Raw genomic sequence first — 12,776 nt, 5'->3', positions numbered from 1 at the left:
GCGTAGGTAGACCGATGGCGGTCCCTTTGCCACCTCCCCGCCACGCGCGAGTCCGAAGAACTCGGGGAGGCGACAATCCGCGCGGCGAGGAGCATTTCGGCTCGATCAACATCCCCAACAAGACCACGGCGACCCTCCCAATCGTCCCCGACGAGGCGGGCCGTTGTCATGCCCGATTCCCCGAGCGATAATCTCGGGTCAACGTCGCGGGAAACCGAGCCCGAGAATGGCCCAGGGTCCGCGGGCTTCTGCCCCTGGCCCCTGGCCGCTCGACGGGCTCGGCAAACCCGACGGGCTTCGGCTTCCTCCGTCGACTCGCACCTCGAGCACCACGACGATCGCCGACGTCTGATCGCGGGGACGAACGTCGGGCTGCCCCCTGCTCCTCGAAGCGCCCGGCTCGGCACCTTTGGTTCGAGGCGGAATCGAGATATGGACCGTCCCTACACGATCGAATGGCTGGACGACGGGACGTACGACGTCCACTGCCCTTCGGGGAACGTGGTGCAGGAAGACATGCAATGTCAAGAATTCCTTGACTTCCTCACATGGTCCTCGCACCAGCCCGAGCCGCCGCACCCCGAGCTCCAGCTCCCGGCACGCTCGCACTTCTTCTGCGAGCCCGGGCGCCTGATCGAGCACCTCAAGGCGACCGGCCAGCTCCTCCACACCTTCCGCCCGACGCCCCAATCCCAGCGATCGGCCTCGAGGGGCAAGTCCAGGCCGATCCGCGACGGCCAGAAGCCCCTCGTCAACATGCTCAAGGCCGCGCAGAACGCCCGCGACGCGGAATACGAGCCGATCTCGCCCGACGTCCTCGGCACCGAGCGGAGCGGGTTCACCGGGGGTCACTCGAACATCTATCTCTCCGAGCCACTGATCGAGCAGCTCAACCGGAGGATGCAGGACGACAAGGACGACGCGCGCCGGGTCTCCTCCTGGCCCATCGAGCGTTGCTTCGTCTACCTCGACATCTCCGACTTCTCGAAGCAGCTCCCCGGCCAACAGGTCCTGATCATCAACTCGATCGTCGAGATCGCCCAGAACCGCGACTACTGGACGGTGGAGTCCTGGCCCGAAGTCCTCGCGTCGAGGGACAGCATCGAGGCGATGATGTGCATCGGCGACGGCTACATCTTCGTCCTCGACAACCCCGAGCGCACCGTCATCTTCGCCGCCGCGCTCGCCTATCTCATCGAGCTCCTGAACGCCCACAAGATCACCGACGTGACCTACCACTTCCGCATGAGCGCCCACATCGGGTCCGTCTACAGCTTCTGGGACCCGGGCCGATCGGGCTGGAACTACATCGGCGAAGGCATCAACGGCGGCCAGCGAGTCCTCGGCGCCATCGGCAAGGACACCGACAACGTCCTCTTCATCTCCGGCGAGATGCGTCAACGCCTCATCTCCGCCAGCGACCCCTCCGGCCACCTCCCCCCCCTCCTCGACAGCCTCCAAAACCGAGGCCGAAAGGCCGACAAGCACGGCAACCACTGGCGCGTCTACGAGCTCAACCACATGGGCCTCATGGCCCCCGTCTTCCAGGAAAAGAACGCCGACCTGAGAGCCACTCACAACGCCTGACCAGATTGGACACCCCTCGGCAATCTCCACCGAGCTCTCAACGCCCGAGGGATCTATTGATATTCCCAAATTCCGCCCAAATTTTACACTAACCCCCACAAACCCTGTTGCAACTTGACAAAGTCAAGACCCAGCCATACTCTTGATTTGGATAGGGCCAGCGTCCTATTCGGGGATCGATATGCTGGGAAACGAACCCTCTTTCGTGATGCCAGGTCCGCCAGCCGCTGGCGGCCGGTCTGCGACCGCATCGATGGCGGCCGCCCCACCAAAGCCTTTCCCAAGGTCCAGATCCGGTTCGAGTCCTACCTCCGGCGATATCTTCAGGCGTCGCACGCGATCTCGTCGGACGTGCAACTCGGGCAGCACGTCGAGATGCACTACCGCTACCGGCGGGAGTGGCTCGACCTGATCGCCGAGGCGCGCCAATGCCGCCTGCCGAGGGTCGCCCCATCCCGTTCACCGGCCCTCGCTCAAGGAGCCACCCAATGACGACCGACACCGCTTCGCCGCGGATAATCGGCCAGAGGTTGGTCGAGGCAAGGAAAGCCCGTTCGATCACCCAGGAAGTTGCCGCCGAGCACATCGGCGTCAGCCGACCCACGTTCATCGCCCTGGAGAAGGGCGAGCGGGCCGCCAAGCCGGCCGAGATCATGAAGCTGGCGTTACTCTACGGCCAGCCCGTCAGCCACTTCGTCCGCACCGCCGAGCCGGTCACCGACTTCCAGCCGCACTTCCGGGCGGCGCTTGAGAAGGTGAAGCCGGCCGAGGTCGAGCAACTCCGCACCGCCATCGGTGAGTTCAAGGGATTCGTCGAGAACTACCTCGACCTCGAACGCCGGATGAAGGCCCCGATGCGGCTCGACTACCCGCAGCCGGTGGAGCTGAACGCGAGGGTCAACGTCACCGAGCTGGCCGAGGACGTGGCGAACCGGGAGCGCCAGCGGCTCGGCCTGGGCGACCAGCCTATCCCCGACATCCGCACCGTTCTGGAATCCGACGTCGGCGTCCGTATCTTCTTCGGCCGCCTGCCCCGGATGTTTGCCGGGATGTACATCTTCGTGGACGGCCTCGGCGGGTGCATGCTGATCAACGGCGTCCACCCCGCCGACAAGCAGCGGGCCTCGATCGCCCACGAGTACGCCCACCTCATCGTGGACCGGTACACCGCGGGCATCGACTACCTAACCATCCACGGCCGAAAGCCCGCGAACGAGCGGTTCGCCGAGTCGTTCGCCATGAGCTTCCTCATGCCGGCGTCGTCGGTGCGGTTCCGGTTCAACGAGATCGTGAACACCACCGGCAACTTCCAGGTCGGCGACTTGGTCAAGCTGAAGCACCGCTACTCGGTATCGATGGAGGCGATGGCCCTCCGACTCGAAGGCCTCGGCCTCCTCAGGGCCGGCACCTGGGAGTTGCAGAAGGAGAAGGGCATCCCCGTCCGCGAGGCCGAGAAGCGCCTCGGCCTGGCCACCGAAGCGAAACTGGAGGCCGCCTACCCGGAGCGGTACAAATTCCTGGCCGTTCACGCCTACGAGCGCGGCGAGTTGACCGAGAAGGAGCTGGCTAACTACCTGCGGTGCGACATCTGGGAGGCCCGCCGGGTGATTCAGGAGGCCATGCTCAGCGTGGAGGTGGACGCCGAGGGCCGCTCCCTGCCCATGCAAGCCGACTTCGATACCTCCCTGCTGGCCGACCACTCCTGAGACACGGACCGGAGTCGCAACATGCCGGCCGTCATCCTCGACGCCTGCGGAGTCCTCAACCTTTATGCCAGCGGCCGGTTCGTGCCGATCCTGACCGCGCTGCGCCACGACTGGTTCATCCCCGCCGCGGTCGAGCGGGAGTCCCAGCAGTACCGCCAACCGGACCCGGCCGACCCAGAGAAACTCATCGCCCTGCCGATCGACCTCGCCCCCGCCATCGGGGCCGGGGTGCTGAGCCGCTGCGACTGCGAGGGAGACGAGGAGGCCGAGCTCTACGTCGAGCTGGCCGCTCGCATCGGCGACGACGGCGAATCGATGGGGCTGGCGATCGCCAAAGTGCGGGGCTGGTCGGTCCTGACGGACGATAAGAAGGCCCGCCGGATCGCGAATGAGCTGGGCGTGAGCGTGCTGGCCACCACCGAAGTCATGAAGCGGTGGGCAGAGATCGTGAAACCAAGCGCAAACGAGTTGTCGACGGTGCTCGAATCCATCGAGCGATTCGCGAACTACCGACCCGGCCGGGGAGTTGAGCAGATCGTCGTCTAAGGCTAAGGCCTCTTCCCCCAAGCATAGGCGATACCGTCATGGTACAATTGTGACGAGGAATCGAGTTCAAGCAAACGCGCCAGATGGAATTTCCGGAACTTCTTCAGGCAAATCGAGTTAAGCTGGAGTCTGGCGGTGACGCCACCGACAAAACGAATTTTGGGTCGCACTCAAGCGGATCCGATCATGACCGGAGCCGTATCCTATGCCCGAATCGATCAAGAGAGGGGAGCGGCCTCGCTTCAAAGCCCTCGATTTATTCGCAGGTTGCGGTGGTCTGACCCTGGGTCTGAGGCAGAGCGGGTTTGAGGTCTTGGGAGCCGTGGAGTGCGAAAAGACGGCGATCGAAGGGTATCGGGCGAACCACCCAGAGACCCGTCTCTATCCCTTAGACATCCGCGATCTCCCGCCCGAGCAGGTAAAGAGGGATTTCGGCCTACGCAAAGGCGCCCTTGACCTACTAGCTGGCTGCCCGCCGTGCCAAGGCTTTTCCGCGATGAGAACTCTGAACGGCGGCCGACGGGTTGAGGACGAGAGGAACGATCTCATCTTTGACTTCCTCAAGTTCGCCGTGGCCCTCGAGCCCAAGACGCTTATCATGGAGAACGTGCCGGCGTTGGCAAGAGACGGGCGAACCCAGTACATGGTCGGTCGGCTCGAGCAGTTGGGCTACCGATGCAAGGTCGGGGTGCTCGACGCAGCCGAATTCGGAGTTCCCCAGCGTCGCCGCAGAATGCTGCTCATCGCGAGCAAGCTCGGCCCGATTGACTTCCCGCCGCCTGCCGAGTCGGGCGTGACGGTCCGCGACGCGATCGGGTTGCTCCCCCTACCCGGCGAGAGCGGTGATGCTATACACGATCACCCGTGTTCTCGAGCACCGCATGTCATGGAGATCATTCGTGCGATTCCTAAGGATGGCGGCAGCAGGTCCGACCTCGGCAAAGACCGCCAACTGACCTGTCACCGAAAGTGCGACGGGTTCAAGGATGTCTACGGCCGCATGCGGTGGGATGCCGTAGCTCCCACCATTACGAGCGGTTGCATCAACCCTTCGAAAGGCCGCTTCCTCCATCCTGAACAGGACCGGGCGATAACGCTTCGCGAGGCATCACTCCTGCAAGGTTTTACCCCCGACTATATATTCCCGGTCGAGCTCGGGAGATATCCAGTGGCAGCGCTCATCGGAAACGCAGTGCCCGCCGAGTTCGTGAAGCGCCAGGTGCCGCCGCTCACCGCGCAGCTCGAACGGTATCACGAGAAGAGGGCGGCTCGTCTGCGAAAGGCCGCAAGAATTTGAGGCCCGCCACCTGGTGTTCCCCGCCGAGATCTACCTATTTCTTGAAAGCGTGAACGATGGAGCTCGTTCCCTTCCAGACCAGAGCACGAACGATCGACCACCTCGGGCGTGGGCAGATAGCGGACTGCCCCACGGCAGTCAGCGAGCTCTGGAAGAACGCATATGACGCATATGCGCAACATGTGGCCCTGCACATCTTCGACGGGGAATTCCCGGTCGCAGCGCTCGTCGACGACGGCCACGGCATGAGCAAAGACGAGTTCGTCGATCGCTGGCTGGTCGTGGGGACGGAGTCCAAAGCTTCGAGCGACCTCATCAACGAAGAGGATCGCAACGGGCTACCGCCGCGTGAACGCCAGGGCGAGAAAGGGATCGGAAGGCTCTCGGTAGCATACCTAGGGCCGACCGCGCTCGTCCTGTCCAAGCGCAAAAACCAACCATTTGTCGCCGCATTGGTGGATTGGCGTCTATTTGAAAACCCCCATCTCAACCTGGTCGACGTCCGCGTCCCTGTAATCGAATTCTCTGATCGGGCCGAGATCGGCAACATATTAGGATCAATGTTCCAGAGCCTTGCAGGAAACGTGAATGGAGAAGGCTTGGATGAGGAACGGACCTCTCGAATAAGGGAAGCGTGGGACCGCTACACTCGCAACGAGTCAGCCAGGGGGAGCGAGATCACAGCAATGGCGATCCTAGCCCTGGCGAATGCCTCGCAGAAAGTCGCATCCAACGTCACGACACGGTGCTTGCGAGAATGGCCGGCATGGTCAGGTGCTGCCGAACAGGGAACGGCTCTATTCGTTCTCAACATCCACAATGAATTGGGGGTTTGGGTAGACCCGTCGGCCGTGAAAGGCGACTCTGAAGTTGAGGATAACAAGGAGAATCTGCGAGACACCCTTGCAGGCTTCACGGATCCATATGTTGATTCGCCAAAAAGCTTCTCGTACCGAGTAGTCGTTCACACGGGCGCGCTGTCTCGGGTCGTCATCTCCGCAGATAGAAGATTCACGCTCGACGACTTGATGACTCTCGAGCATTTCGTCGTCGGCGAGGTCGACGAGCTTGGCGTCTTCCGCGGCAGAGTCAGGGCATTCGGCGTGGATTTCGGAGAGGTTTCCTTGCCACCGGCTCGGGTTCCACCAACGCGTAGCAATTCGAGGGTCGGACCCTTTGCGTTTTGCATCGGCACCTTCGAGCAGGAAACTGATAGGACGACGCATCCGCCGGAGATCCATCGCCATCTAAAGGACATGGCCGACCTCTACGGCGGGCTCGGGATCTACCGGGACGGGCTCCGCGTAATGCCGTACGGCAGACCGAACGCCGACTTCTTCGGGATCGAGGAACGCCGCTCCGGACATGCTGGCCGCTCCTTCTGGTCTTACAGGAGAAGTTTCGGGAGAGTGGGGATCTCGCGGCTTGAAAACCCCAACCTAAAGGACAAGGCGGGACGAGAAGGTCTCATCGATAATAAAGCCAAGCGCGAACTGAGGATCCTGGTCATTGACTTGTTGAAGCAGGTCGCCAACCGTTATTTCAACCTCGAGTCCGCTCCGTATCACGAGTATCTCCCCGCGATCAAGGCGGCGAACCGTGCGGCGCGCGAGGCTGAGGAGCGGATGAAGAAACGGAAAACACACGTCTTCCGAGACGCAATGAGGAAGCAAGCCGAGCCACTCGCCCGAGCCTTGGTGGAAGCAGAACGGGCACAAGGTGATCTGAAAGACATAGTCGACGGCGGTCGCCCCGAAGAGCTGATCCTATTCGAGGATCGCCTCAATCAGCTGAGAGATTACAAGGCTGAATTCAGGCTGCCACCTCGCCCGCAGAAATTGGGCAAATTGGAGCTCTCCTATCGCGAATACCGCGATCGCTACACGGCGCTTTGCACTGCAACAGACACAGTTGCGAGCGATTGGGCAACCGCCGTCGAACGGGTCAAGCAGAAACCGCCGGACGAGCAGGCCCGATCGGTATTGGGACGGCACCAGGCTCAACTCCACCTGGCGTTAAAGCGCTGGGAGACGAAGATCGTCGACCGTTTGGACTCCGAGAAGAATCGGACAGCCCAAGCGATCGAGGAAGACAGGAAGAGATTCTACAGCGATGCGGCCCCCCTAGGGATCGAACTTGAAAAGGGGTTGACAACACTGGCGACCGTTCTCCGTCGAATGGAGGATCTGGGAGACGCGCTTCAGGTCGATTTCGAGCGACGATATGGATCGTATTTGCGGGCACTCGAGCAGCTCGCCGAGGGGATTGATCTCGACGCTGTAGTCACCTGGAGCGGCGAGCAACGCGACGAACTGCAAAGTCAGGTGGAGAAGCTCAACTCCCTCGCTCAGCTCGGAATCACGGTGGAAATCGTGGGCCACGAACTCGATTCGATTGATGCCGACATTACTCGCCACACTGAGCGACTACCAACGAACGTCCGAAGGTTGTCCGAGTTTCGCGATCTGGTCTCTGCGCACTCAGCCCTCGTCGATCGCCTAAGATTCCTTTCCCCGATGAAGCTGTCGGGCAGCCGAGCACGAGAAGAAATCAGCGGCGCTCGTATTGTCAATTACGTCGAAGAATTCTTTGAGAGGCGTCTCGAGACGACCGGAACGAAAATTGTGGCGACTGAGGCGTTTCGGTCGATGCTGATCCGAGAATATCCCTCTCGCATTTTCCCAGTGTTCATCAATCTTGTCAATAATTCGCTCTATTGGCTGAGCGGCGAAGCCGACAAGCTAATCCAATTTGATTTGATCGATGGCTCGGTGATCGTAGCAGATTCCGGTCCAGGCATCGACGAGGACGATCTCAAGATGCTGTTCAGCTTGTTCTTCTCACGCCGTGTCGAGGGGCGTGGAGTTGGGCTTTACCTCTGCAGGGCAAACCTGTCAATGGGGGGGCATACGATCAACTACGTCACCGACCCGGCTCTCAAACTCCTCAAGGGCGCCAACTTCATCATCCGCTTCCAGAGCCTGACCCATGCCTGAGCTGTCGAAAGGCGATGCCATCAGAAAAACATATCTATCCCCAATACGTACTGTCATCCTTGTAGATGACGGCTTTCCGCCTTATGACAAGATCGTTGGCCGAGTAGAGCAGCCTATCGATGAGAAACCGGAGAGCCCCGTCACCCCGACTAGCGATCCCCCTGCCCCTGCGATAGAGCTCCCGACCGCCCTCCGCCGCACAGGAGACGAATACGAGCGAGCCCGCTCACTCTGGATCACTTGCCGAGAGCGCGGATATCTCTGCGACATCGACGACGGCTCCAAGTTGGAAGCATCGATCCCTAAGCACATTTCGAAAAGCGATCTCGTCGTTCTCGACTTCCACCTTCGCGGCGATGACCCGACTCTTGCCCTGAAGCTATTGCAGCACCTGGCGAGCAGCGAGCATTCGAGCCTGGTCGTTGTGTACACGCGGGATACGAAGCTCGACGAGGTTCGTCGGACGGTTATGGTTCACCTTCGCGGAAGCCGATCCCCTGAGTCGTTTCTCGGCTCCGAAGAGCTTGCGGTATGGCAGGATGACCTCGAAGACTGGGCGCCGAACCCCTCGAAATCGGTGGTCGACGCCTATCTTCGTGGCGACAGTTCTTGGGCGAACGATCAAGAATTGCTCAAGGGACTAGAGGGGAGATCGTTCGAAATACCGGTACGTAATCGAATGGTCGAAGCGGCGATCGAGAGCTTCCTGCTGAAAGCCTACAAGGCCGAGCCCACTGCGAGTAGCTCGTCCCCGCCGATCCGGATGAGCGGCGAAGGGGCATCGAGGCTCTGGGTCCAAACGGGGAACCTATTCGTAGCCTTTCTGGGTAAGTCGGACGAGAACGCCCTCCAAGGCGACGCTGTTTTCCAAGCTCTGGGCGAAGCGCTCGAGGACTGGAGCCCTCCGTATCTACCGATGGTGCTCTCCTATGCTCGTTACCTGATCGCTCGCGGTGGACTCCAAGCAGAAGCAGCGACGCTCTCCGATCCACTGCTTCAGGCAGGCTGGCTGTACCACGCGGTTTCAGGGGCCGACGACGAAAGGGCGGATCGATTGCGTGAGCTGTTCGAACGGCTCTTGAGCCGGCACTCGGAGGCTCTCCTGGACAACATTGCCGAGTTCGGGCAGTCCTGTTTCCCGGAAGTGCCGGCTACAGCGCCCGCCAAGAAGCTCGACTGGGCGAAAGCAGTGGTCCCGGACTGTGTCGCGAGCGACGAATGGCACGTCCTCCACCGATTGAACGAGTTTCTCGCCACGCAACCCCCGAGCAGCTACGTCGGCACAGGCACGATCTTCGTCCCCGGCAACCAAGGGACCGACCCGACGGAGGCTTGGGTTTGCGTCACGCCAGCCTGTGATATGGTCCCTCGGATGCCGCATGAGGATACGTGGGAGCATCGTCTGCATCCGATCAGGCCCATGCTCGCCTTGCATGGGAGCGTTATTGAAAGCGGCCACAAACCGCTCAAAGAAGCCGAGTATTTCAAATATATTTTTGTAACCACGGACAACAAGCGTCGCGCGATCCAACTGGTCAACCCGAAGCATCCCACGCCGAAGCTGGAGATGTTCCTGCTCGATGGTATGGGCAGGATTACGAACGGCCTCTTCAAGGCCACGCGATTGTCGCGAACCGAGAGAGACAAGCTCCACGTCGACGCCTTCGAGTTTCGAGTGGTTGGACAGCTCCGTGGGCTCTATGCAAGCCGATTGTTGCAGCAGGCTGGCAATCACCTCTCTCGGATCGGACCTGATTTCGTTCGTATGCCGTCCCAGGAGAAATAGCGATCCGAGAAGAGATCAAACTCTACTCGAACCTTCTTCCGGGCTTCTTTGTGCCTTGAAGCCTTTATAGTGAACCTCCGAACAGGATCGACCGGATCGACTTTGGTCAGCTCCGAGGAGGCTCCCTGGTTACCCCGGCATCACAGCCGATCGATCGCCCCCCGAAGCTTCGCGTGGAGGCCAACCTCATCGAAGTCCTTCGCCATGAGGTCATCCACGGTCCGGTGCTCGACGTCGAGCAAATACTTGACCATAAAATAGGCCTGGAGGTAGCCGAAGGCCGGAGCGGGGCTCTCGCGGCCTTCTCGGATCAGGCGTCGGCCCTCGTCGAGGTCGAACGACGGGGCGCCGGCGACGTATTCGCAATACCCCTCGTTCTTCCAGGTGGGGATCCGATAGTAGCGCCAAGGTCCGTAATGCGCGAGCAGGAGCGCGTGGACTCGCTCGTGGGCGATCACGCTCGAGAGCGGCCTGCGATCCTGCCCGGACGACTTGCGGAAGACGAGGTCGGCGGGGATCTCCGCGCGGTTGAGCACCGTGTTGTGACGCATCGGGTAGGTCGCGCCGAAGGCGCCGAGGCCCCCCCGAGTCAGGAGCCTCATGCGGAAGGGGGCGTTGCAGATGTAGAGGCGGTGGACCATGGCCGGGTCGTACACCGCGGAACGGGCCAGGCGGGCCTCGGCGGCGTCGAGGACGGCCGCGATCGACGGGTCGATCGGCTCGTCGGACCAGACCCGGAACGACCCTCGTTCTTGATAATAGGCGAAGAGGATGCCGGGGAACGTCAACAGGCCGACATAGGCCAGGATCAGGGCGAACCCGAGCCCGGCCACGCGACGTCCCAGGCGCCTCGGCCTCGGTCGACGGAACCAGCCCAGCAGACTCGCCGACAATCCGTTTCCGAAGCTCCCCATCGCTCGTCGCTCGCCGCGGTTCAAGGTTTGGATCGAGGCCGGCTCCACCAGCGCCAGATCAGGGCAAGGCCCAGGAGCCAGGCCGTGAGCATCGCACCGAAGAGGTCTCGGCGACGGAGCTCGCCGTAGGTCATGGTCGAGGTGCAGCCGGCCGAGAGCATCAGGGTTGAGGCGGCGAGGATCAGCGGGACGATCCTCGCGTCGAAGAAATAGCTGCGCCAGGCCTCGGTGATCGCCCAGAAGCTCCCGAACAGCGAACCGACGAACGCCAAGGCGACGGCCACGCCCCGCTCGATCGCTCGACGGCACGACCCGGCTCGACGGGCTCGGCGGATCACTGCGACCGCGACGAGTAACCAGCCGTAGGCGAGGACACCGATGGTCAAGTCCTCCAGCACCCAACCTAACCATTCCGAGAGGACGTTCTGCAACCTCTGTCCAAACTGGGGCGAGAGTTTCCAGAGGAGGTTCCACGCCGCATAGGTCGCCAATCCGATCAAGAAACCGACCCAGGGGCCCACGCCGACCCAGACGGCCCGGCGCGAGCCCAAGGAGCGGAAACCTCGGGCCTTCGGGTCGTCGGGCAGGCGGAGCGTCGCCCCGGCCAGGAACCCGTAGCCGAGCAAAGGACCCGTCAGGAGAATCCACGTCAGCCAGGACCAATCCCGAGGGTCGGGTCCCTTGGGGGAATTGAGCATGTCTTGGTAAGACCGGCCGAGGAAGGTCGGCACGAGCGGGAACAAGAACCAGCCCAAAGCCGACCACGAATTCCCGGGCTCGTTTCGACTCATGTTCCGTCCCCTTGTGCGGTCGGGCCAAGGGCGTCCTCGCGGATCGCCTTTAGGAAAGATTACAAGGACGCGAGGAGGCCCGCGAACGAAATCGAACGACCTTGCGAGAGAGCGGGGCAAACTCGTCTCAAGGCCGTTCCCCAGAATGAGGTTGGGGACCCGAAGGACGAAAGCACGAGAGGACCCGACGACGAGAATGGCGGGCGGGATCGAGGGTGCCCAGAGGGTACTCGGAGGCCGTCGGGACGACTCCAGTCGGGTTGACAGAGACTTGGACGATCGGGTATACCCCTGGCGTCTTCACCCGCAGGGAGGAGCGCTGCCGAGACCCCGCACGCGGGGCCGTCGTCGCTGGGATCGATCGACCTGATCCGATCCTTCGACGTCCGACAGCAATCTTCCCGCGAGGGAATAGGGATATCCAAGCGATACAGGGATGTTGCCGCCTTCGCGGGGGGACGACCGGCTCAAGGATGGGCTGGCCCCCGCCTCCCGGGACTCTTGCCCGCGCGGGCTTCACTTCATCCCTCATTCGTCCGTCAACGAGCGCGTCGCCTCCCCCCGCGAAGTCGCCCGGTCGAAGATCGACCGGACTTCGGTTGGGCGAGAGGCGGCCGGTCCGGCACGCTAATGAGGGGGCTGGCCCATGTGGCCTGTCATTCAACGCTCGGTGGCCACGAGGCCCGCGCCCCATCGTCGCTTCTTCCCCATGCCCTCGCCGTTGCGAGGGCCCGAGGGGGTGTATGCCGACGAACCCGAGAACTGCCGGCGCGACCCCTGGCGGTTCCTGCCGATCCTGGCACACCTCGGCCTCTTCCTGGCCCTCTTCAAGCAGTACAACCTCGAGGGGCGCGCCTTCCAATCGCTCGTCGCCATCGCCCTGGCCGCGCTCCCGATTCATTACTTGATGCCGTTCCGCTGGAAGAAGCCGTTCTTCGTCGCCGTCTCGATTTTCGGGCTGGCCTGGGTCTTCGGGGTCGCCACGACCGCGTGGGTGCTCGGCCTCGCCACGCCGCTGATCGGCGCGTGCTTCCTCCCCATCGCCTGGACCGCACGCGCCGGCATCATCGGCGCGTTCGCATTGGCCCTCGCCCTGATCCGACCCGAGACCGGCACGAGCAGCGTGATCCCCGAGAGCGTGCTCCCCGTCCTC

At 62.1% G+C, this 12,776-nt stretch carries 10 protein-coding genes and 1 pseudogene; 9 read left to right on the top strand and 2 right to left on the bottom strand.

All coding sequences use genetic code 11. The features are described 5' to 3' along the window. Positions 1-226 precede the first annotated feature (226 nt). From ACYOEI_RS13015 to ACYOEI_RS12980, 8 genes are all read left to right on the top strand, one after another. Entirely contained in the window at positions 227-352 is a 126-nt protein-coding gene (locus tag ACYOEI_RS13015) for a hypothetical protein (protein ID WP_462849930.1), read from the top strand. 80 nt (positions 353-432) lie between these two features. After that, positions 433-1,587 carry a hypothetical protein gene (locus tag ACYOEI_RS13010; protein ID WP_462849929.1) on the top strand — a complete coding sequence of 385 codons (1,155 nt, stop codon included), beginning with the start codon at positions 433-435 and terminating at the stop codon, positions 1,585-1,587. Positions 1,588-1,734: 147 nt separating this feature from the next. Beyond that, positions 1,735-2,079: a hypothetical protein gene (locus tag ACYOEI_RS13005; protein WP_462849928.1), complete on the top strand. Its 345-nt coding sequence runs from the start codon at positions 1,735-1,737 to the stop codon at positions 2,077-2,079. Continuing rightward, positions 2,076-3,293 carry a helix-turn-helix domain-containing protein gene (locus ACYOEI_RS13000; RefSeq protein ID WP_462849927.1) on the top strand — a complete coding sequence of 406 codons (1,218 nt, stop codon included), beginning with the start codon at positions 2,076-2,078 and terminating at the stop codon, positions 3,291-3,293. The genes ACYOEI_RS13005 and ACYOEI_RS13000 overlap by 4 nt, the downstream gene beginning before the upstream one ends. A gap of 21 nt (positions 3,294-3,314) precedes the next feature. Continuing rightward, a complete protein-coding gene (locus ACYOEI_RS12995; RefSeq protein ID WP_462849926.1) occupies positions 3,315-3,839 on the top strand; it encodes a PIN domain-containing protein in 525 nt (174 codons plus the stop codon). 205 nt (positions 3,840-4,044) lie between these two features. Further along, a complete protein-coding gene (locus tag ACYOEI_RS12990; protein ID WP_462849925.1) occupies positions 4,045-5,136 on the top strand; it encodes a DNA cytosine methyltransferase in 1,092 nt (363 codons plus the stop codon). A 56-nt stretch (positions 5,137-5,192) separates the two neighbouring features. After that, positions 5,193-8,132: an ATP-binding protein gene (locus tag ACYOEI_RS12985; protein WP_462849924.1), complete on the top strand. Its 2,940-nt coding sequence runs from the start codon at positions 5,193-5,195 to the stop codon at positions 8,130-8,132. Then, positions 8,125-9,918: a response regulator receiver domain gene (locus ACYOEI_RS12980; protein ID WP_462849923.1), complete on the top strand. Its 1,794-nt coding sequence runs from the start codon at positions 8,125-8,127 to the stop codon at positions 9,916-9,918. Before ACYOEI_RS12985 ends, ACYOEI_RS12980 begins: the two co-directional genes overlap by 8 nt. 140 nt (positions 9,919-10,058) lie before the next feature. Here ACYOEI_RS12980 and ACYOEI_RS12975 read toward each other — a convergent pair whose 3' ends face one another. Further along, positions 10,059-10,832 (bottom strand): hypothetical protein, encoded by a 774-nt coding sequence (locus ACYOEI_RS12975; protein ID WP_462849922.1) that lies wholly within the window; start codon positions 10,830-10,832, stop codon positions 10,059-10,061. A gap of 20 nt (positions 10,833-10,852) precedes the next feature. Beyond that, on the bottom strand, positions 10,853-11,623 hold the full coding sequence (locus ACYOEI_RS12970) for a hypothetical protein (protein WP_462849921.1): 771 nt from the start codon (positions 11,621-11,623) through the stop codon (positions 10,853-10,855). A 646-nt stretch (positions 11,624-12,269) separates the two neighbouring features. On the opposite strand from ACYOEI_RS12970, the pseudogene ACYOEI_RS12965 reads away from it, so the two are divergent. After that, a pseudogene (locus tag ACYOEI_RS12965) lies at positions 12,270-12,776 on the top strand (hypothetical protein); the annotation flags it as partial.

This window comes from Singulisphaera rosea (assembly GCF_054877945.1).
Note: the sequence above shows the minus strand (reverse complement) of the source record. Positions and strands in the feature narration are given on the sequence as shown.